Raw genomic sequence first — 21,406 nt, 5'->3', positions numbered from 1 at the left:
TTGAAATTGTATTGGTAATTATGTAATAATAACTGAACAATAATCAAATAAAAAAATATGAAACATAATTTCTTGTATTTTTTAGAATTATTACATTTTAAAATTAGAAAATTTTAAAAACTTGTTATTTAAAAATTTGAATGTTTACTTACAAGTATTATTCTGATAAGAAATTTAAAAAGTTTTCTAGTATTTTTGCTGTCATACCCCATATTACATAATCTTTATATTTATAGAATAGAATAGGGTAACTTCCACTTTCAAATTTATAATCTTTTTGGTTTGGGATTGAACCATAAGGTAGATTTTCATCAGGAAAAACTTTTACAGTATTATTATAAGTATTTGGAGGATTTTCTAAAAGATATTTTATAGGCACCAAAAAAGTATGGTCAACTTCATCTTTATTTATATTTAAATTATTAATGTTTTTTATATATCCTAAATACGGATGTATAATAAATTTTACAGGTGTTATAAGTAGGTCTAGACTAGATATGATTTCTATATTGTCATTAAAAGTACCTAGTTCTTCACAAGTTTCTCTGATAGCAGCATCATATGGAGTTTCGTTTGATTCTATTTTACCTCCTGGAAAAGAAATCTCGTTAGGTTGATGTTTTAAATTTTTTGAGCGAACTTCAAATAATATATGATGTATGTTATTTATCTCTACTATTGGAACTAAAACAGATGCCCTTTTCATATTTTTATATCCGTTTATATATGGCTTGTAATCTTTGAACTTATTTTTAATATCGTTTATCATTTTTTCCTCCTGAAATAATATTATTAAAAATTGCATAATTGAGTTTTAACAATAATATATATAATTATGATTTATCTAATTTAAGATATAGTAACTATCTATATTATTATATAATATAATGATAAATATATATTAACAAATGATAAAAAATTAATTTAATTGTATATAAGTTCTCTGTAAGGTATAGGTATTACGTTTGTACAAGATATGTTCCTAAAAGTCCATTGGCATTTGCTGTAACAGGTTCTTCTAAAGTACCAATAGCAGGTCTCCAAGAATTGAATATTCATCTACTAAACGTGGAAATCATTAGAATCTATATTATTAGAATTGTATAATTGGTGTAAATAGTATATGAGATAAACTAAACTGTTTATTTCATAAAAAGTAGACAATAAAGATTACTTTAATTGTTTATTTATGCATTATAAAACGTAGATAAAACTAAAAAGGATTTTCTAGAAAATAAAATTTCTTTAATTATATCTGCTTACCAATACCATTACTTGATGCAAACAAGATTCTACTACATTCTCTCCGTATTCTAGTATAAAATCATTTAATTGTGTGTCTATAAAATTGCAGTAATCGTATGAACTGCATATATATGCAGTTAGTATATGTGTACATTTATCCATTTTATCTATAAACATATATCATTTATCCCCCTAAAAAACTTTCATAAAAACAAAAAGAAAATATCTTTTTGGCAACTGGCTGACATAACTCATTTTGTAAGTCTTAGTCCCTATAGCTTTGCGTCACTAAATTTCTCTAGTTTTGCCTATTTAGTTTTATTCTACAATTACAATGATATAGGAAAACGTTTCATTTTTCAAGTTACATATTAAAAAATTTAAAAATTTAAAAAATATTTTATTTCTTAAAAATAAATTAGGTAAAATAATTATATTATATAATTTATATATAAATTAGAATAAGAGACCTTTATTATTAATTTAAGTTAAGATAGTCTAATAAAGTAAAATTTAACAAAGATAAATATCTTCATCTTCTATAAATTTGGTATGGTTATAATGAAATGAAAAAATTCACTATAAAATTTTATCTCTATGGAAAATTATTAAAATTTAATTAAATTTTAATAATTTGCAAGAAGTATATATGAATAGAATTAGATTTTCATGAAAAAGTGTCATTTTGCATTAGATATTTTCAAATGGATAAAATATCTAATATGAATAAAAAATTTGTTAAAATATGATAAGTGTAGTATAATCAAGTAGAAAAGATATAATATATTTGGGGAGCTAATATGCTGAGAGGAGATTTTATCTCGACCCTTTGAACCTGTTTGGATAATGCCAGTGTAGGGAGACTAGTAAAGATAAAAATAAGTCTTATCCTATTTTGGATAAGACTTTTATTTTATTTAGATATATTGTGTTTTTAGTAGTAAAATTTTAATATAAATAATAAAATATACCTAGTAGGTATTAATTATTTTAAAAGGAGTGATTTAAATGATAATCGCAGACATAGCAGTAATGCCACTAAGACCTTATAAAGGCGAAGAAGAAATGTATAAAGTAGTAGATGCTTGTATTGCTGAAATTGAAAAGAGTGGTCTTAAATGCGAGATAGGGGCAATGAGCACTACTGTTGAAGGTGATTTTGATGAAGTTTTTGAGTTATTAAAAAAGGTACATAAAATCCCTTTTAACCTTGGATGTGAAAGAGTCATAACAGTAGCTAGAGTAGATGAAAAAGCTGGAGGTCTGACTATAGATGAAAAACTTAGAAATCATAGATAAAGTCAAAGATAGTATATATCCAATAGCAACATTTTTGTTTATACTTATTCTTTGGCAATCTATGGTAGGAGTTTTAGAAGTTCCTCAGTATATACTACCCACACCAGTAGATATAATTAATGTGTTTTTTAAAGATTATCAAAATTTATCCATGCATGCTGTGGTTACTATAGGAGAAGCAATACTTGGTTTTATAGTCGCAATTATAATATCCTTGGTAATTGGAATATTGATGGATTTTGTATCAATAATAAAAAAATGTCTTTATCCTATTATGTTGGTTACGCAGATGATACCTACAATAATTATAGCACCACTTTTTATGATATGGTTTGGATTTGGAACAATGCCAAAAGTATTGATGGTAATGCTTACTTGTTTTTTTCCTATATTAATAAGTTTTGTAGATGGTATTGAGAATATTGATAAAGATTATTTAAATTTATTTAAGACTATGAATTCAAATAAATTTAATACATTCATTCACCTTAAATTTCCTATGGCAATGGATAAATTTTTTTCTGGGCTTAAAATATCTGCTACTTATGCTGTAATGGCAGCAACTGTTGCAGAATGGCTAGGTGGAACGAAAGGTCTTGGCGTTTATATGCTTAGGTCAAAAAGCGCATATGCACTTGATAAAGTATTTGCATCTACTATATTAGTAGTTATATTTAGTTTAATATTTGTAGGAATTGTACAGGCTGTAAAAAAGGTTGTTATAAGGTATAGATTAACAGATTAAAAGTATTTGAGGGAGGCAATTATGAATTTTAAAAAATTAGGAATATTAGGTTTAGTAAGTGCTTTTACATTGGCAACAATAACTGGATGTTCTTCAAATAATAATAAAGACAAAAGTAATGATAAAGATACTTCTTCTAAAAAAGTAACTATGGTACTTGATTGGACACCAAATACAAACCATACTGGATTATTTGTAGCACTTGATAAAGGTTATTACAAAGAAGAAGGTCTAGATGTTGAAATAGTACAACCACCCGAAAGTGGAGCTGAGACTTTAGTAGCAACAGGGAAAGCTGACTTTGGTATAAGCTATCAAGAACAAGTTACTTATGCAAAGACTAGTGAAGACCCTCTTCCAATAAAAGCTGTAGCAACTGTTATACAGCATAATACTTCTGGATTTGCATCACCAAAAGAAAAAAATATCACTACAGCTAAGGATTTTGAAGGAAAAACTTATGGTGGTTGGGGTTCTCCATCAGAAGAAGCTGTTTTTAAAGCAGTTATGAAGAAAAATGGAGCTGATTTTAATAAGTTAAAAATAGTCAATACTGGTCAAGATGATTTCTTTGCAGCTATGAAAACTGTAGATTTTGCATGGATATTCGAAGGCTGGGATGCAGTTAAGGCTGATTTAATTGGATATGACTTAAACTTTATACCAGTAAAAGATTTAGATGAGAGATTAGATTATTATACACCTCTTATAATTTCTAATGAAACTGTGCTTAAGGATAATCCAGAGCTTGCTAAAAAGTTTTTAAAAGCTACAACAAAAGGTTATGAATATGCAATAAAAAATCCAGAAGAAGCAGTAAAAATTTTAGTAAAACATGCACCAGAAGTAGATGAAAAACTAGCATTAAAGAGTCAAGAATATTTAGCAAGCAAGTACAAAGATGATTCACCACGATGGGGAGAAATGAAAGATAGTGTATGGAATAACTATACATCATTCTTAAAAGAATATAAATTAATAGATAAGGATATGAAGGCAAGTGATGCTTACACAAATGAATTCTTACCACAATAAAAAAGTAAAAATATCTATAGAAAATGTATCAAAAGTCTATAAAGATATTAAAGTTTTAAAAGATATAAGTATTGAAGTTTATGAAGGTGAATTTGTTTCTATATTAGGACCAAGTGGATGTGGAAAAAGTACTATCTTTAATATTATAACTAAACTTACAGATTATAATAGTGGCAAGGTGGATGTAAATGGTAAATATAGCTATATGTATCAAAAAGATTTACTCTTGCCGTATAAAACTATAATAGATAATGTGTCATTACCACTAGTTTTAAAAAAAGAAAAAAAGAGTAAAGCAAGGGAGTTGGTAAAACCTTATTTTGAAGTGTTTGGACTAAATGGATATGAAGATAAATATCCCTCAGAACTTTCTGGAGGAATGAAACAGAGAGCTAATTTCTTGAGAACTTTTGTAAACTCTAATGACATAATGCTTTTAGATGAACCTTTTGGCGCACTTGATTCATTAACTAAAACATCTATGCAAAAATGGCTTTTAGACGTTAAGAAAAAAGTAAATTCAACGATACTTCTTATAACTCATGATATTGATGAAGCTATAATGCTATCAAACAGAATTTATGTTATTTCAAAAAAACCATCAATGGTAAAAAAAGAATTTATTATAGATAGTAGAAATTTAAATGAAGATAACCTTGAAAATATCATTAAACTTAAAAAAGAAATAATATCTTTATTGTAAAAATAATATATATTTTTATTTAATAAGTATTAAACCTAGCAATCCAAAATGCGAGTATACATTTTGGATTGTTTTTAGTTATACGTCAAAATTTTATATATTATGTTAATAATAATCACCTACTATGATATAATATTTAATTAGAAAAGAAGGAGGTTTGATAATGCAAATAGATATGAATAAATTAACTCCTATGATGAAACAGTATCTTGAAGTAAAAAATAGATATAAAGACTGTATACTGTTTTTTAGACTAGGAGATTTTTATGAAATGTTTTTTGAAGATGCATTAGTAGCTTCAAAAGCTCTTGAAATAGCATTGACAGGAAAAGCTTGTGGTTTAGAAGAACGTGCTCCTATGTGTGGTGTTCCTTTCCATTCAGCCAATTCATATATATCAAAATTAGTTGAAAATGGATATAAAGTGGCAATAGGTGAACAAATGGAAGACCCATCTACAGCAAAAGGAATTGTTAGAAGAGAGGTTATAAGAGTCATCACTCCTGGAACAGTTTTAGATGGAAATTTACTTGAAAATAAAAAGAACAATTATTTGTTATCTTTATATAAGGATGGTACTAATATAGGTCTAACTTATGTTGACATAAGTACGGGAGAAACTAATGCAACATGTTTAAATGAAGATAAAGTCATTGAAGAAATTGCAAAAATCCATCCAACAGAAATAATTATAAATGATTTAGACTTTATAGAAAAGCTTAGAGATATAGCTACTGTAAGTAATATATACATAAATGAAAGTTTTAGCGATAACTATTTGGATATAAACATATTAAGAGAATATTTTCCGGATGTTTACCTGCAAAAACTAAAGTTTGATGACAAAGGTCTCATAAAGTCAAGCTTATCAATTCTTCTGAATTATATATACAATACTCAAAAACAAATAACATCTAACATTAATAATATAAATATATACAATTCATCAGAATATATGGTTTTAGATATGTTTACTAGGACTAATTTAGAACTTACTCAAACTATAAGAGGTAATAAGAAAAAAGGTTCATTATTGCATGTACTTGATAAAACTTCTACAGCAATGGGAGGTAGACTTTTAAGAAAATATGTAGAAGAACCTTTGATAAACAAATCTAAAATTGAAAATAGATTGGATGTAATAGAAGAAATAAAAGATGACTTTATATTGAGAGAAGACTTAAACGATATACTTAAAAATATATACGATATAGAAAGAATATGTGGAAAGATAGCGTTTGAAAGAGTAACACCAAAAGAGTTAATTCACTTAAAAAATTCAGTAGAAAAGTTACCTAATTTAAAAGACACAATAGATTTATCAAATGCAAAAATCCTAAAAGAGTATGTTTCAGAAATGGATAAGTTGGATGATATATACAATTTAATAGATGAAGCTATCCTAGAAGAACCTACAATAACCATAAAAGATGGAAATATAATTAAATCAGAGTTTAGTGATGAACTTAAGGAATTGAGAGAGATTTCTAAGAACGGAGCGTTTCTTGTAAAAGAAATAGAAAACAGGGAAAGAGAAAAAACAGGAGTTAAATCATTAAAAATAGGATTTAACAAAGTGTTTGGATATTATATAGAAATAACAAAAGCCAACTTTAAACAGGCAAAGCTAGATGAAACATATATAAGAAAGCAAACACTTAGTAATGCAGAAAGATATATAACTCCAGAACTAAAGGAAATAGAAGAAAAGATATTACATGCTGAGGAAAAAATTAAATCTTTAGAATACGATATATTTGTAGAGATAAGAGATACTATATACAAAAACATAGACAGAATACAAAAAGTAGCTAAGACTATAGCTAATATAGATGTTTTTGTATCTCTTGCAACAGTTGCACACATAAATAACTATGTAAAACCAGCAATAAATGAAAATAATAAGCTTGATATAAGAAATGGTAGACATCCTGTTGTCGAAAATATAGTGGGTGAGGAAAATTTCGTTCCAAACGACACGTATCTAAATAGTGGAGAAAATATTATTAACATAATAACTGGTCCTAATATGTCTGGTAAATCAACATATATGAGACAAACTGCTATAATAGCGCTTATGGCGCATATAGGTTCATTTGTACCAGCAGAGTACGCTGATATTCCAATATTAGACAGAATATTTACAAGAGTTGGGGCTAGTGACGATTTATCTCAAGGTCAATCTACTTTTATGGTAGAGATGAACGAAGTATCCCTTATATTAAAAAATGCAACAGAGAGGAGTTTAGTTATATTAGATGAAATAGGTCGTGGAACTAGTACCTATGATGGGATAAGTTTAGCATGGTCAATAGTGGAATATATTCAAAAAAATATTAGATGTAAGACATTATTTGCAACACATTATCATGAACTTACTGATTTAGAAGAAGAGTTTAAAGAGGTTAAAAATTATTCAATAGCAGTCAAAGAAGATGGGGAAGGAATAATATTTTTAAGAAAAATAATTCCTCAAGGAGCAGACAAGAGTTATGGAATATATGTTGCTAAATTAGCTAAATTACCAGACGAAGTCATAGAAAGAGCAAAATATATACTTAAAGACTTGGAAAAAAATCATGTTTACAACAGTGTTGCAATAAATGGAGATAAAGAAAACAATAATATAATTAATAGTAATTTGGACGAAGAATTAGTTAAGGTAAATCAAAGTAATTTTAAGAATAAATATGAATCTCTAAAAATAGAACATGAACTTATAGTAAAAGACTACAAACATATAAAAAAGGATTATGATAAATTAAATTCTAAATTTAAAGCATTAAATGATGAAGTTGCTTTAATGAAGCAAAATGATGATAAAGAGAAAATTAATCAAGAAGATTCTGTAAAAGAAGTAGCCTTAACTCAAATCTCTTTTGATAGTGTAAATAGAGATATACTAGCAGAAGAGATTCTAAATCTGGATATCTTAAATATGACTCCATTAGATGCTATAAATTCTCTTTATAATCTTCAGAAAAAAGCAAAAGAAATAAAATCTTAGAGGTGTAAAAATGAAAAGTATAATTAACATCCTAGATGATTTGACTATAAATAAGATAGCAGCAGGTGAAGTTGTAGAAAGACCTTCTTCTGTAGTAAAAGAACTTATTGAAAACTCCATTGATGCAGGTGCAAATAAAATCTCTATAGATATAGTTGATGGAGGAAAAAGTTTAATTAAAATTACAGATAATGGAACAGGAATACCTTCAAGTGAAGTTGAAAAATCATTTTTAAGACATGCTACTAGTAAAATTAAAAAAATTGATGATTTGTATGATTTGTATTCTCTTGGTTTTAGAGGAGAAGCATTGGCATCTATTTCAGCTGTATCAAAATTAGAGATGACTACTAAAACCAAAGATGAAATAATAGGAACTAAAATATATGTTGAAGGTGGAAAAATAATATCGAAAGAACCAATAGGTTCTACTAATGGGACTACAATCATTATAAAAGATATTTTCTTTAATACACCAGCAAGACAGAAATTTTTAAAATCTACTCATGCAGAAACTATAAATATAAGTGATTTGATAAATAAACTTGCAATAGGTAATCCAAACATCCAATTTAAATATACAAATAACAATAAACAGATGCTAAATACTCCAGGAGATGGAAAGCTTGTAAACACCATTAGAAGTATATATGGAAAAGAAATAACTGAAAATATAATAGATGTAGAGTTTAAATGTAATCACTTTAAAATGAATGGATATATAGGGAATAACAATATATACCGTTCTAACAAAAACTTACAACATATCTATATAAATAAAAGATTTGTAAAAAGTAAAATAATCATAGATGCAATAACAGAAAGTTATAAGTCTATAATTCCAATAGGTAAACATGCAGTGTGCTTCTTGAATATAGAAGTAGACCCATCATGTATAGATGTAAATATACATCCCAATAAACTTGAAATTAAATTTGAAAAAGAACAAGAAGTGTATATAGAACTTAGAGATTTTTTAAAGGTTAAATTAATACACTCAAATCTTATTGGGAAATATGCTACTTATAGTGATAAAAAAACACAACCTAGAATTGCTATTAACAGTAGAGAAAAAAGTACAGATTATAAATTAAGAAATAATGATTTATTAGAATCTACTCCTAAAAATAGTAATATTACTAAAGGTAAGGATGAAGTCATTGAAGTTGTTACTTTATTAAGTGAAAAACCAATAAATGAATTTCAATCAGTAAGTGAAGTCCTAAATGCAAGTGTAGAAGATGATGTAAAAAACATTAATTATCTAAGTGAAGATAGTGTAAATGATAATATACAAGAAGAGTTTCAAGTTGATGGAATTAAAAATGAAGGAAATTATCACTTAGGAGATAGTATTAAGGACAGTGAAGAAGAATACTTGTGTAGTTCAAAACGCAAGTTTTCTTTATACGGATATTCTGTAATTGGAGTTGTATTTAATACTTATATAATTTTGAGCAAAGACGATTCTATGTATTTGTTGGACCAACATGCTGCACATGAAAGAATACTATATGAAAGATATATGGAGAAGTTCTATAGACAAGATATAAATATGCAAATACTTTTAGACCCAGTGGTTATTGAAGTATCAAATGTAGATATGCTTCAAATTGAAAATAACTTGGAGTTATTTATGAAATTTGGTTTTGAGCTAGAAATTTTTGGCAATAATCATATAATGGTAAGATGTGTTCCTACTATATTTGGAGTACCTGAAACTGAAAAATTTATACTTCAAATAATTGATAATATAGAAGAGATTACAAGCAATTATGATTTAAAAGGAGAGAGGTTTGCATCTATGGCATGTAGGTCTGCTATAAAAGCAAATGATAAAATATATGATATTGAAATAAAAAGTCTATTAGAACAGCTAGAAAAGTGTGAGAACCCATTTACATGTCCTCATGGAAGACCTATAATGGTCGAAATATCTAAGACAGAAATAGAAAAAATGTTTAAAAGGATTATGTAAAATATTTGGATATTTAAAATATATAGAAAGGAATGTTATGAAAAAAATACCACTTATAATACTTACAGGTCCAACTGCTGTTGGAAAGACAGATTTGTCAATAAAATTAGCAAAAGATATGGATGCAGAGATAATTTCAGCTGATTCTATGCAAATATATAAATATATGGATATTGGAAGTGCAAAAGTTACAGAGGAAGAGATGCAAGGAGTAAAGCATTATCTTATAGATGAAGTTAAACCTGACTATCCATTTTCAGTTTCAGAGTTTCAACAAAGAGCAAAAAAATATATATATGAAATAAATGAAAAGGGAAAATGTGTTTTAGTGACTGGAGGTACAGGACTTTATTTAAATTCTTTAATATATAATATGGATTTTGCAAAATCTGATGCCAATAATGAATTAAGGGAAGAACTTCAAAATCAGCTTGCTGAAAAAGGAATAGATTACATGCATGATAGGTTGAAATCGCTTGATGAAGAAGCTGCTAATAGAATTCATAAGAACAATACTAAAAGAGTTATAAGGGCACTTGAAGTTTGTCTAAGCGGTAAGAAAATGAATGACTTTTCAAGTGATTTAAAATTTAATGAAGAATATGAACCTATAATAATAGTATTAAATAGAAATAGAGAACATTTATATGAAAGAATAAATATGAGAGTTGACATCATGCTTAAAAATGGGTTGGTTGAAGAAGTCAAAAAACTTTTAAGTATGGGATTTAAAAAAGATATGGTATCTATGCAAGGTATAGGCTATAAAGAGATATTGAAGTATCTAGATGGAGAATATACATACGAAGAAGCTATTGAAATAATCAAAAGAGATTCTAGAAGGTATGCAAAACGTCAGATAACCTGGTTTAAAAGATATGAAACAGCAAAATGGTTTGATTTAGACCAATATGAAAATATAGACGAATTAAAAAATGAAATAATCTTATATATTAAAGATTCTATAAAATAATATATAAATTTTTAAGTATACAACTTAATATTGAAAATTTGTTATAACTTATATAGAATATAAAGTAGGAATATTTTAGAAGTTCAATTTAATCTTGGGAGGGTACAAATCTAATGAAAAATACAGTTTTAAATTTACAAGATTTGTTTTTAAATAATGCAAGGAAAGAAAGAATACCTGTTACTATATATTTAGTCAATGGAGTGCAAGTTAAAGGGCTTGTAAAAGGATTTGATAGTTATATAATATTAATAGAAGGTGATAATAGACAACAAAACATGATTTATAAACATGCTGTTTCAACTATACAACCTGGGAAGTATATTAATCTAACAAATCAAAACCAAAATAATAATAATAACAACAGATAGATGACTAATTTAATTTAAGATGATTGAGAGGAGACTTATACTAACTTATAAACTATAATTTATTTGTTTTAGTAAAATAGTCTCCTTTACATGTTTAAATAAAATAATAAAGAGACAGGTGATAAAATGCTTAATGAGACAAAAGAATTATTAAAAGACTACTATGGAATAGATGATGATACTTTTAAACTGTCACAAGAAGTAATGGAAGATATAAAAGATAAGTTTGAAGAAATAAAAGAAATAAGAGAGTATAATCAATATAAAGTTTTAAAAGCTATGCAAGAATCTAAACTAAGTGATATGCACTTTAACTGGACTACAGGATATGGATATAATGATATTGGTCGTGAAAAAATAGAGGAAATTTATTCTAAAGTTTTTAATACAGAAGATGCTCTTGTAAGACCAATAATTGTAAATGGTACACATGCACTTACTTTATGTATACAAGGGATAGTCAGACCAGGAGATGAAATTTTATCTGTTACTGGTAGACCATACGATACTTTAGAGGGCGTTATAGGTATAAGAGAAGAAAAAGGTTCATTAAAAGAATATGGTGTTACATATGATGATGTAGATTTTTTAGAAAATGGAAATTTAGACTTAGAAGGAATTAAAAATAAAATAAATGATAGAACTAAACTTGTTATGATACAAAGGTCAAAAGGATATTCTTGGAGAAAATCACTTTCAATTGGTGATATAAAAGAAGCTATTGATGTAATAAAGTCTGTCAAACCAGAAGTTATAGTAATGGTTGACAATTGTTATGGTGAGTTTTTAGATACTAAAGAGCCTACTGATGTTGGAGCAGATGTTATGGCTGGTTCTTTAATAAAAAATCCTGGTGGTGGACTTGCATTGACAGGTGGATATATAGCTGGTAGAAAAGATTTAATTGAACTTATATCTTATAGAATGACTTCTCCTGGAATAGGAAAAGAATGTGGTCTTACTTTTGGAACTACTAGAAATGTACTTCAAGGATTTTTCTTAGCTCCTTATATAGTATCTCAAGCTGTGATGGGAGCTATCTTTTGTTCAAGAGCTTTTGAAAAATTAGGTTATGATGTATTACCAAAATACGATGATTTGAGAAGTGATATTATTCAATGTATTAGACTTAATAATGCTGATGAAGTAATAAGTTTTTGTGAAGGTATACAAGAAGCTGCACCAGTTGATTCTTATGTAAAACCTGTTCCTTGGGACATGCCTGGATATGAAAGTGAAGTCATAATGGCAGCAGGAGCCTTTATCCAGGGTTCTTCTATAGAGTTAAGTGCAGATGCTCCAATAAGACCTCCCTATAACGTTTATTTCCAGGGTGGGCTTACATTTGACCATTCAAAAATGGGGACTTTGAAAGCAATTGAATTTATAAAAAAACTAAAAAAATAAGCATATTTTTTTTTTAAAAGGTCAAAATATTTATTAGTATATTATGATGAAAATTAAAGGGTGATAATATGAAAGAGCAAATTAAAGAAAAAGTAAATTCTCTACAAGATGAAATGATTTCTTCAATACAAGAAAGTGTAAAAATACCTAGTGTTATATCTGAAGCAACTGAAAATTGTCCATTTGGTGAGAATATAGATAAAGCTTTAAGAGGCATATTAGATTTATGTAAATCTCTAGGCTTTAATACAGTATATAAAGATGGATATTATGGATATGCAGAAATAGGACAAGGTGAAAAAATGATAGGTATACTTGGTCATGTTGATGTAGTTCCAGAAGGTGATTTAGAAAGCTGGAATTATCCTCCTTTTGAAGCCGTTTTAGAAGATGGTAAATTATATGGAAGAGGAACACAAGATGATAAAGGACCTACAATATCAGCAATTTATGCAGTAAAAGCTCTTATGGATTTAAATGTAGACTTTAATAAAAGAATAAGATTCATTTTTGGAGCTGATGAAGAAAATCTTTGGAGATGTATAAATAAATATAAAGAAAATAATGAAGAAATACCAAACTATGGATTTACTCCAGATTCTAGATTCCCAATAACAAATGCAGAAAAAGGACTTTTACAAGTTCATTTGACTTGTGCTAGCAAAAGTGATATAGAATTATCAGTTGGAAAGGCTCTAAATGCAGTTCCAGGAAAAGCAATCTATAGTGGAAAATACTCTGATAAATTAAAAAAAGAACTTGATAAATTAAATTTTGAATATACTGTTGAAGGTAATAAAATCTGTATAATAGGAAAAAGTGTCCATTCAGCAGCAAGTGATACTGGTATAAATGCAGTGGCAAGACTTTGTATAGCTCTTAATAATATAGGTATAGATTCTAATATAATTAAATTTTTAGCAGAGGCTATTGGTGAAGATGCTAATGGAAATAATATAATTCCTAACTGTAAGGATGATGTATCAGGTAAACTAACAGTAAACATAGGTAGAGTAACCATTGATAGTGAAAAAGAATTTGCAGGAATAGATGTAAGAATTCCAGTAACATACAAAAAAGATGATTTTGTAAAAGAATTAAAGAAAATGACAGATAAATACAATTTAACCTATGAGGAATATGATTTCTTGGATTCAATCTACGTTCCAGAAGATACGCTTCTTGTCAAGACACTTAGAAAAGTATATGAAGAAGAAACTGGTCTTGATGGAACACCACTTTCATCTGGAGGAGCAACTTACGCAAGAGCTTTAGATAATTGTGTTGCATTTGGAGCTATTTTTCCAGGAAAACCAGAAACAGAACACCAAGCTAATGAATACTTAATAGTAGAGGATATTGTAAAGGCTGCTCAAATATATGCTCTTTCTATTTATGAATTATTAAAGATTTAATATAATATAAGGCTGTCTTGTAATAGGATTTTTTCTAGTAGGAGACAGCTTTATTGTTGTATCATAAAATAAATGATATGAATATTTAATATATATAAAAATAATAGTAATATTTATATTAGGAGGAACTATATGAAAATAGCCATATTTTTGGGAGCAGGAGCTTCAGCAGCGGAAAATCTACCTATTCAAAATGAGCTGTTTAGCGAATATTTTAAAAAACTAAATCCTACAAACTGTAATACTGATATGAATAGAGAATTATATATTTTCTTTAAACAGATGTTCAAAATTGATATAGTAAAAGATGATATAGATAATGCAAATTTTCCTACTTTTGAAGAAGTTTTAGGGCTTTTGGATTTAGCAGAACAAAGAAAAGAAGCATTTAGAAATTTTGGACTAGAAAATCTAAATAACAAAAGTGATAGTATACGTTTTTTAAGACAATATTTAATACTATTAATGGCTGAAGCAATTCATAATACACCTAGAACAGATAATAAATATCACAAACTTTTGGTTGAAAATCTTTTGGAAAATGATTTGCTTCTTGATACTACTTTTATTAGTGCAAATTATGATATACATATAGACAATACAGTTACGGGTTTAAGAGATAAGAATGATTTGCCAATTATGCTTGATTATGGTGTGGAGTTTACAAATTTTAAAGAAGAGTTAAATTGGAGAAAGCCAAAAGAACCATTAATAAAATTATACAAGATACATGGGTCATTAAATTGGCTTTATTGCCCTATTTGTAATAGTGTAACTCTTACACCACACGAAGGTGGTGTTATGAAACTTATCAAAAATAGTTCAGAAACAAAATGTTTAGAGTGTAGTGAATTAACAGAACCTATTATAGTGCCACCAACATATTTTAAGAATATGTCGAACATATTTTTAAGTAATGTTTGGAATGAAACAGAAAAAACTTTAAGAGATACTGACCTTTTAATATTCTGTGGATATTCATTTCCTGAAGCTGATATGCACATAAAATACATGTTAAAAAGAGTTCAAACAAATAGAAAAAAATCTCCACTTAAGATAATGGTTTTTAATAATCATTTACAAAAACAAATAATTACTTTAAAGAAAGAAGAAGAAAGGTATAAACGTTTTTTAGGCGAAGATGTTATATTTACTAATAATTCTTTTCAAGATTTTTCAGTAAATCCCTTGAAGTTTATAAAAAATATATACTAGTGTGGTATATAATGGAATAAAATCTGATAGAAATAAAATGAATTTAGGTATATAATAGAAAATAAAAACATAGGGGGTATATAAAAATGAAGGTTTTTGATTTAACTCATGTTACACATAACGACATGCCTGTATATGCAGAGCCTAACAGACCAGATATCAAGAAAGTAGCTATTATTGAAGAAAATGGTTATCAAGAAACATTAATTAGTGTATTTTCTCACAACGGAACTCATATGGATTCACCAAGACATATGTATACTAAAGGTGATACCCTAGATAAGTTGGATATAGAAAATTTTGTTGGTAAAGCTTATGTATTGGAGCTTGAAAAGGGAAATAAGAATATAGAATTAGAATATCTAAAAAAATACGAAGATGAAATAAAAAATAGTGATTTTATAATATTTAAATCAGGTTGGTCAAAGTTTTGGGATAAAAAGCAGTACTATGTAGACTATCCTACATTAACAGAAGAAGCTGCAAGTTATATAGCTAATACTAATATAAAAGGTATAGGTATAGACATGTTATCAGTGGATAGATATGATACATCAATTTTTAAAGTGCATCATATTTTATTTGAAAAAGGAAAAATAATCATAGAAAATCTTACAAATTTAGAAAATGTTCCAGAAAAATTCCTATTTATAGCAGCTCCATTTAAGTATAATGACGCTGATGGTGCTCCGGTAAGAGCAATGGCTATTGTAGAGTAATATCTTAAAGAGGTATAGAAATAACAAAGTGTTTAAGGAGAAAAGAGAAATATGAGTAATTTGAAAGATAAAATTATAAAAGAGCAAGATGAAAATGAAGTGAGAATAAATGAAACTAAAATATATAGCGTTTTGGATAAATTAAATATTGAATATGATGTAGTAGAACATGAAGCTGTATATACGGCAGAGCAATTAGTAATTTTAGACGAAATAACAAAAGGGTGTCAATGTAAAAATTTATTTTTAAGAAATGCTAAAGGAAATAAGTATTACCTTATTGTAGTTAAAGGAGAAAAACAGGTCGATTTAAACTCACTTAAAGATAAGATAGGAAGTTCTAGATTATCATTTGCTTCACCTGAAAGATTATACAATGTACTTAAAATTCTTCCAGGAAGTGTAAATCCTTTTTCATTGATAAATGACACAGAAAGAAAAGTAGAGCTTTACATAGACAAGGATGTAATTAAAGAAGATTACTTAAATTTTCATCCTAATATAAATACTAAAACTGTAAATATATCTAGAAAAGGTTTTGAAGAATTTTTGGAATATTTAAAATATCCACTCCAAAGTATTGACATTTAAATTTTAATAATTGAAGTAAATTTTAATTAGCTAATCGAGGGGAGAAAAAATGTTTGGAGTAATAGTAAATAGTCTAGCAATTGCAGGTGGATGTATAGTAGGCCTTATAATTAAAGGTGGATTGCCTCAAAGAGTAAGTGATACTATAATGAATGGAATTGCCTTATGTGTATTGTACATTGGTATATCAGGAGCATTAGAGGGAAAAAATACATTAGTAACAATAATATCCATAGCTGTAGGTGCTTTGATAGGAGAATTAATAGATATTGACAAATGGGTAAATAAGTTGGGTGCTTTTTTACAAAGTAAATTTTCTAAAGGAAATAAAAAAGATTCTATCGCAGAGGGTTTTATATCATCTAGTTTATTATTTTGTATAGGCGCTATGGCAGTAGTTGGGTCATTAGAAAGTGGTCTTACAGGAAGTCATGATACTTTATTTGTAAAATCCGTTATAGATGGGATAGCTTCAGTTATATTTACTGCTTCTTTAGGTATAGGCGTAATGTTTTCTGCAATATCTGTATTTTTGTATGAAGGTATTATATGTATGGGAGCATCATTTTTAAATGGATTTTTAAGTGAGCCTGTAGTCACAGAAATGACAGCAGCTGGAAGTTTATTGATTATAGGTCTTGGTTTAAATGTACTTAAACTAACAAATATAAAAGTAGCAAATTTGTTGCCAGCTATATTTATACCAATATTATTTGGAGTATTTGGAGCAATTTAAATAATAATAATCTAAGATTTGTCTAATTTTTTTAAAAACTTTAGACAAATTTTTTATTTAGAAGGAAAATAGCATTTATCATCAAATTAATAATTATAGTATAAATAAGTTTAATATTATGATTATAAAGTTTATATTAAATTTATTTTATTGATGAAACTAATAGGGAGGTTAAAACTCAATGATTACTTTTGATGTAAATGGAGCTATTATCAGATTTGATGATACAAAAAATAATTATAATAAGATAAGGAAAATCTTTAAATTATATGCTTTAGAAATTTCTAAAAACTTTGAGAGAGATTGTTTGAATAATTTTCAAAATCTAAAGCAAATATCTGATAGAGGTTTAAGTCTAGGAGAAAAATATATAGAGGAATCTTTTAAGAAAGGCATTGAGACTATAGTTAGTTTTGGAATTATAACTATAGATATCGATACCTTTAAAAGTGTTTATTGTGAAAAATATTTAGACTTCAAGAGACTTTTTAATAATTTGAATAAAACTTTTATTATACCAAATAAAAATAAAAAAAATGGTCACGCTAGTTTTTTAGAAATAGAATCAACAGTAAAGAAAATGAGCAATTATTTATACAATGATTGTTTTAAAATTCATTATGCTGTTGTAGATGCCCTTATAGAAAATCGAATAACTGAGGTACATTCTTATATTGATGAAGAATCTATAAAAAAATCTAATGCCTTATTTAATAACTATAAAGATGGTTTTATTGGTAAGGCTGATGAATGCAAAGTCGTAAAACAAATAATAACTTTAAATCCATATAGGGAAGATGTATACGAATTTTTGGTAAAAGAAGATGGAGATTTTAGTAAGGAAATTGAGAGATTAACTGAATTTTTAGGCTATGATATAAAAGAATATAAAGCATCATTAATGGATATCTACATAAATGAGTTAATGGAGAGCGATGAAAATGATGTTGAAAATGCAAAAGAAAAGATTGAAAAATATGCTAAATATATTGGATGTGGTGATGAGAATTTATATGTAGCAAGAGTTAATGCCATATATACTTTTGCAAATGCATAATTTGGACACTTATTACACACAACATTCTGGTTAAAAATTGAGTGGAAAATTTGACCTTTGAAACTCAACTTTAATAAAGAATCTGTCCTAGAATTTATTATCATAGGACAGATTCTTTATTAAATAAAATTATTTTAACCAAGATGGGTTTCCAGGTATAAATATTCGTTTACCAAATTTTGAAGTATACTCGTCTAAAGCTTTTTGGATAAGCTCATTATTACCCTTAAATGAAGTAGTATTTTTTATTGTTTCAAGGTTTTGGCTAAATGGGCAAGCAGATATACACATACCACAATCTGTACCTAAATATCTCCATTTAATATAGCATGTCTCATGTTCAATTACCCAATTATATTTTCCATCATCACTAATTTTAATATCATTAGAAAGTGAATGAGAAGGACAGTTAAAAGCGCATTTTTTACATACCTTACAAAAATCTTCTAGTCCAAAATCAACATATTCATCTTCTAATAGAGGAATATCTGTAGTAACAACACCTAATCTAAGTCTAGAGCCATAATCTTTATTTGTAAGTATAGCATTTCTTCCTATATCCCCCAAGCCAGCATCACGAGCTATAAAAACAGGCATTACTAAATAATTAGCATCCATATGATTCCTAGCATTATATCCTAAGTTTCTTATGTAGTAACTTAAAATCATACCGACGATAGATGCATCTACATAACACTTTGATGTTTCTATAACTTCACATATCATTGGAGCTCTATTTATCATTTCTTTATCCATCTCACATCCAAATACAATTGCATACTTGTGAGTTAGATTAACTTCTTCACCATAATTTTCTTCATGTCTACCCCTATTTGTATAAATATGATAGTCTCTTAATTTAGTTATACCAACTACAGAAGCTCCATATTGTTTTGCAAGACCCTTTATTTTTTTTGCCATTGACTTTGCATCTACATCTACTTTAGTATCAGAAACTTTTCCTTCACATAAAGATTTGATGTCAGATAGAAAATCAAATGCACTACTTGCCATTGGAGAGTTTAATTCGTTGTAAGTCATTGTTCCTTCACTACATAAATTTGGTCTATTTCTTATACTATCATCAATTTCTTTTTTGTCAGGATTTTTCTTATAATAGTCATTGTAAGCATTGCTGTCCTTTTTATAATTTGCTCTTGCAAACATAGTATTTCTCTCATCAATTCTTTTCAATTCTATTCCCCCTAGTAAAAATATATTTAAAAAATATAACATTATTGTTGTATAATTTAATTATATAAGAACAACGTTATATTTTCAATTTAAGTGTAATTTAGGCGTATTGAATTTTTAGCTAAGTTTTTAAGTGAAAGTGGTATACCTATTATAACTGATGATAACTTAGAATCAATTAAAATGTTTTATAAAATATACTCCAAAAATGAGTAATCCTAGGACATAAGTAAGATTTAGAATTATATAAATTTCTAATAATCTTGTTTAAATTATCTAAATATATCTTATCTAGGAACATTAAATAAACCTCTCAATAGATATAACTTGAAGAGTCGTATCTATTAAGAGGTTTTAACAAATTTTCAAGTTAATCCATTTAACCTAAAAAATTTAACTCTAATTAAAATATACTATTTTGTATAGTTATCGAAATATCCTTGTATGTAAATAATAGGAGTACCCTTATCTCCACTTCCAGATGTTAAATCTGCTAAAGAACCTATAAGATCTGTTAATCTTCTTGGAGTAGTACCTTGAGAAACCATATTTCCTGTTAAATCATCAGATTTATTATCTTTTTCAACTATGTATTTTGAAATTGCTTCTTTCAACTCATCACCAGATAAGTCAGCAAAATCATTATCTGCTAAGTATTTTAATTTTACTTCGTTCGGAGTTCCCTCTAGCCCTTTTGTGTAAGCAGGAGATACTACTGGGTCAGCTAACTCCCATATTTTACCTACAGGGTCTTTAAAAGCTCCATCTCCATAAACCATTACTTCTACATCTTTCCCTGTGACTTCTTTTATATTACCTTGGATTTTGTTTACAACTTCATCACAATTTATAGGGAATAATTTTACTGTTTCTTCTGTAGCTTTGTTTGAACCTAAAAGTCCATATTGGTCATTATAACCACTACCATCTACACTTGTTGTCATTATATCATCAAGTGAATATACTTTTTTAGCTCCATTTTGTCTTAAAATTCTCTTTGTTCTTTGTCTTGTATGTATATCACAAGTTAAAATACTTGTTGTATAGTCGAGAATAGCCTTTGGATTATTTGCAAATATTATTTCTACTTCTGCACCACAATCCTTGATTAAATTCTTATAATAATCAACATAATCTACACCAGTAAATGTGTGTTTGTTATACCCAAATAGCTCTCTATATTTTTCTTCTGTTAAAACATCTGACCAAGGATTTATTCCCTTATCATCAAGTTCGTCAAGACTTATTAAGTGGTTTCCAACTTCATCAGAAGGGTAGCTTAACATTAATACAACTTTTCTACATCCTTTTGCAATCCCTTTTAAACATATAGCAAAACGATTTCTACTTAAAATTGGGAATATAACACCAACAGTGTCCTCTTCAAATTTATCTTTTATATCTTTTGCAATATTGTCAACATGGGCATAATTTCCCTGTGCTCTAGCTACAACAGCTTCTGTAACTGCAATTACATCTTTATCTCTAACTTTAAAGTTTTCACTTTTTGATGCATTTAAAACAGAATCAACAACTATTTTAACTAAGTCATCCCCTTGTCTTATAATAGGAGCTCTAACCCCTCTTGAAACAGTTCCAACTAATCTATCCATTATCTAAAATCCTCCTAAAGAATTAATATTGTCATATTAGTACCATGTATATTATAATTCAAATATGATTATAAGTAAAATAAATAATACTAATATTTGACAT

The 21,406-nt window shown here is 27.5% G+C and carries 19 protein-coding genes and 2 riboswitches; of the genes, 15 read left to right on the top strand and 4 right to left on the bottom strand.

Annotation, left to right across the window (positions count from 1 at the left end; all coding sequences use genetic code 11):
* Positions 1-157 precede the first annotated feature (157 nt).
* Both IR152_RS18045 and IR152_RS18040 read right to left on the bottom strand, forming a co-directional pair.
* Positions 158-769, bottom strand: coding sequence for an NUDIX hydrolase (locus IR152_RS18045; protein WP_227453237.1), 612 nt, complete (start codon positions 767-769; stop codon positions 158-160).
* Positions 770-1,245: 476 nt separating this feature from the next.
* Positions 1,246-1,422 carry a hypothetical protein gene (locus IR152_RS18040; RefSeq protein WP_227453236.1) on the bottom strand — a complete coding sequence of 59 codons (177 nt, stop codon included), beginning with the start codon at positions 1,420-1,422 and terminating at the stop codon, positions 1,246-1,248.
* Positions 1,423-1,474: 52 nt separating this feature from the next.
* Positions 1,475-1,564: riboswitch (cyclic di-GMP riboswitch) on the bottom strand.
* Positions 1,565-2,023: 459 nt separating this feature from the next.
* Positions 2,024-2,124, top strand: a riboswitch (TPP riboswitch).
* Between the two features lie 129 nt (positions 2,125-2,253).
* On the opposite strand from IR152_RS18040, the gene IR152_RS18035 reads away from it, so the two are divergent.
* From IR152_RS18035 to IR152_RS17965, 15 genes are all read left to right on the top strand, one after another.
* Positions 2,254-2,544, top strand: coding sequence for an MTH1187 family thiamine-binding protein (locus tag IR152_RS18035; RefSeq protein WP_227453235.1), 291 nt, complete (start codon positions 2,254-2,256; stop codon positions 2,542-2,544).
* Complete coding sequence (locus tag IR152_RS18030) at positions 2,519-3,289, top strand: ABC transporter permease (RefSeq protein ID WP_227453234.1); 771 nt, start codon at positions 2,519-2,521, stop codon at positions 3,287-3,289. Before IR152_RS18035 ends, IR152_RS18030 begins: the two co-directional genes overlap by 26 nt.
* Positions 3,290-3,310: 21 nt before the next feature.
* Positions 3,311-4,324, top strand: a complete 1,014-nt coding sequence (locus IR152_RS18025; protein ID WP_227453233.1) for an ABC transporter substrate-binding protein — start codon at positions 3,311-3,313, stop codon at positions 4,322-4,324.
* Positions 4,293-5,027 (top strand): ABC transporter ATP-binding protein, encoded by a 735-nt coding sequence (locus IR152_RS18020; protein ID WP_227453232.1) that lies wholly within the window; start codon positions 4,293-4,295, stop codon positions 5,025-5,027. Before IR152_RS18025 ends, IR152_RS18020 begins: the two co-directional genes overlap by 32 nt.
* A 163-nt stretch (positions 5,028-5,190) precedes the next feature.
* Positions 5,191-8,034 (top strand): DNA mismatch repair protein MutS, encoded by a 2,844-nt coding sequence (gene mutS / locus IR152_RS18015; RefSeq protein WP_227453231.1) that lies wholly within the window; start codon positions 5,191-5,193, stop codon positions 8,032-8,034.
* Positions 8,035-8,044: 10 nt separating this feature from the next.
* Entirely contained in the window at positions 8,045-10,012 is a 1,968-nt protein-coding gene (gene mutL / locus IR152_RS18010; RefSeq protein WP_227453230.1) for a DNA mismatch repair endonuclease MutL, read from the top strand.
* Positions 10,013-10,049: 37 nt separating this feature from the next.
* Positions 10,050-10,985: a tRNA (adenosine(37)-N6)-dimethylallyltransferase MiaA gene (gene miaA / locus IR152_RS18005; RefSeq protein ID WP_227453229.1), complete on the top strand. Its 936-nt coding sequence runs from the start codon at positions 10,050-10,052 to the stop codon at positions 10,983-10,985.
* Between the two features lie 113 nt (positions 10,986-11,098).
* The gene (gene hfq, locus IR152_RS18000) at positions 11,099-11,356 is read left to right on the top strand and encodes an RNA chaperone Hfq (RefSeq protein WP_003424138.1); all 258 of its coding nucleotides are present in this window, start codon (positions 11,099-11,101) and stop codon (positions 11,354-11,356) included.
* 126 nt (positions 11,357-11,482) lie between these two features.
* Positions 11,483-12,763, top strand: a complete 1,281-nt coding sequence (locus IR152_RS17995; RefSeq protein WP_227453228.1) for an aminotransferase class I/II-fold pyridoxal phosphate-dependent enzyme — start codon at positions 11,483-11,485, stop codon at positions 12,761-12,763.
* Between the two features lie 68 nt (positions 12,764-12,831).
* Positions 12,832-14,178: a M20 family metallopeptidase gene (locus IR152_RS17990; RefSeq protein ID WP_227453227.1), complete on the top strand. Its 1,347-nt coding sequence runs from the start codon at positions 12,832-12,834 to the stop codon at positions 14,176-14,178.
* Positions 14,179-14,310: 132 nt separating this feature from the next.
* Positions 14,311-15,393 (top strand): SIR2 family protein, encoded by a 1,083-nt coding sequence (locus tag IR152_RS17985; RefSeq protein ID WP_227453226.1) that lies wholly within the window; start codon positions 14,311-14,313, stop codon positions 15,391-15,393.
* An 86-nt stretch (positions 15,394-15,479) separates the two neighbouring features.
* Positions 15,480-16,112 (top strand): cyclase family protein, encoded by a 633-nt coding sequence (locus IR152_RS17980; RefSeq protein ID WP_227453225.1) that lies wholly within the window; start codon positions 15,480-15,482, stop codon positions 16,110-16,112.
* A 51-nt stretch (positions 16,113-16,163) separates the two neighbouring features.
* Entirely contained in the window at positions 16,164-16,703 is a 540-nt protein-coding gene (locus IR152_RS17975; protein ID WP_227453224.1) for a prolyl-tRNA synthetase associated domain-containing protein, read from the top strand.
* 49 nt (positions 16,704-16,752) lie between these two features.
* Positions 16,753-17,439, top strand: a complete 687-nt coding sequence (locus IR152_RS17970; RefSeq protein ID WP_227453223.1) for a DUF554 domain-containing protein — start codon at positions 16,753-16,755, stop codon at positions 17,437-17,439.
* Positions 17,440-17,620: 181 nt separating this feature from the next.
* Positions 17,621-18,496 (top strand): kinase, encoded by an 876-nt coding sequence (locus tag IR152_RS17965; RefSeq protein ID WP_227453222.1) that lies wholly within the window; start codon positions 17,621-17,623, stop codon positions 18,494-18,496.
* A gap of 129 nt (positions 18,497-18,625) precedes the next feature.
* Here IR152_RS17965 and IR152_RS17960 read toward each other — a convergent pair whose 3' ends face one another.
* Both IR152_RS17960 and IR152_RS17955 read right to left on the bottom strand, forming a co-directional pair.
* Entirely contained in the window at positions 18,626-19,690 is a 1,065-nt protein-coding gene (locus tag IR152_RS17960; protein ID WP_227453221.1) for a 4Fe-4S dicluster domain-containing protein, read from the bottom strand.
* A gap of 413 nt (positions 19,691-20,103) precedes the next feature.
* The gene (locus IR152_RS17955) at positions 20,104-21,303 is read right to left on the bottom strand and encodes a coenzyme F420-0:L-glutamate ligase (RefSeq protein WP_227453220.1); all 1,200 of its coding nucleotides are present in this window, start codon (positions 21,301-21,303) and stop codon (positions 20,104-20,106) included.
* Between the last annotated feature and the right edge of the window lie 103 nt (positions 21,304-21,406).

The sequence above is a fragment of the Clostridioides sp. ES-S-0108-01 genome, from assembly GCF_020662285.1.
Classification (GTDB): Bacteria; Bacillota; Clostridia; order Peptostreptococcales; family Peptostreptococcaceae; genus Clostridioides.
The sequence above is the reverse complement of the archived record's forward strand: the minus strand, read 5'-3'. Positions and strand labels throughout refer to the sequence as shown.

What these genes read in the sequence shown, in the direction of transcription:
- IR152_RS18045 (WP_227453237.1), bottom strand. Translation starts at nt 769, where the DNA reads ATGATAAACGATATTAAAAATAAGTTCAAAGATTACAAGCCATATATA.
- IR152_RS18040 (WP_227453236.1), bottom strand. Translation starts at nt 1,422, where the DNA reads ATGTTTATAGATAAAATGGATAAATGTACACATATACTAACTGCATAT.
- IR152_RS18035 (WP_227453235.1), top strand. Translation starts at nt 2,254, where the DNA reads ATGATAATCGCAGACATAGCAGTAATGCCACTAAGACCTTATAAAGGC.
- IR152_RS18030 (WP_227453234.1), top strand. Translation starts at nt 2,519, where the DNA reads ATGAAAAACTTAGAAATCATAGATAAAGTCAAAGATAGTATATATCCA.
- IR152_RS18025 (WP_227453233.1), top strand. Translation starts at nt 3,311, where the DNA reads ATGAATTTTAAAAAATTAGGAATATTAGGTTTAGTAAGTGCTTTTACA.
- IR152_RS18020 (WP_227453232.1), top strand. Translation starts at nt 4,293, where the DNA reads ATGCTTACACAAATGAATTCTTACCACAATAAAAAAGTAAAAATATCT.
- mutS (WP_227453231.1), top strand. Translation starts at nt 5,191, where the DNA reads ATGCAAATAGATATGAATAAATTAACTCCTATGATGAAACAGTATCTT.
- mutL (WP_227453230.1), top strand. Translation starts at nt 8,045, where the DNA reads ATGAAAAGTATAATTAACATCCTAGATGATTTGACTATAAATAAGATA.
- miaA (WP_227453229.1), top strand. Translation starts at nt 10,050, where the DNA reads ATGAAAAAAATACCACTTATAATACTTACAGGTCCAACTGCTGTTGGA.
- hfq (WP_003424138.1), top strand. Translation starts at nt 11,099, where the DNA reads ATGAAAAATACAGTTTTAAATTTACAAGATTTGTTTTTAAATAATGCA.
- IR152_RS17995 (WP_227453228.1), top strand. Translation starts at nt 11,483, where the DNA reads ATGCTTAATGAGACAAAAGAATTATTAAAAGACTACTATGGAATAGAT.
- IR152_RS17990 (WP_227453227.1), top strand. Translation starts at nt 12,832, where the DNA reads ATGAAAGAGCAAATTAAAGAAAAAGTAAATTCTCTACAAGATGAAATG.
- IR152_RS17985 (WP_227453226.1), top strand. Translation starts at nt 14,311, where the DNA reads ATGAAAATAGCCATATTTTTGGGAGCAGGAGCTTCAGCAGCGGAAAAT.
- IR152_RS17980 (WP_227453225.1), top strand. Translation starts at nt 15,480, where the DNA reads ATGAAGGTTTTTGATTTAACTCATGTTACACATAACGACATGCCTGTA.
- IR152_RS17975 (WP_227453224.1), top strand. Translation starts at nt 16,164, where the DNA reads ATGAGTAATTTGAAAGATAAAATTATAAAAGAGCAAGATGAAAATGAA.
- IR152_RS17970 (WP_227453223.1), top strand. Translation starts at nt 16,753, where the DNA reads ATGTTTGGAGTAATAGTAAATAGTCTAGCAATTGCAGGTGGATGTATA.
- IR152_RS17965 (WP_227453222.1), top strand. Translation starts at nt 17,621, where the DNA reads ATGATTACTTTTGATGTAAATGGAGCTATTATCAGATTTGATGATACA.
- IR152_RS17955 (WP_227453220.1), bottom strand. Translation starts at nt 21,303, where the DNA reads ATGGATAGATTAGTTGGAACTGTTTCAAGAGGGGTTAGAGCTCCTATT.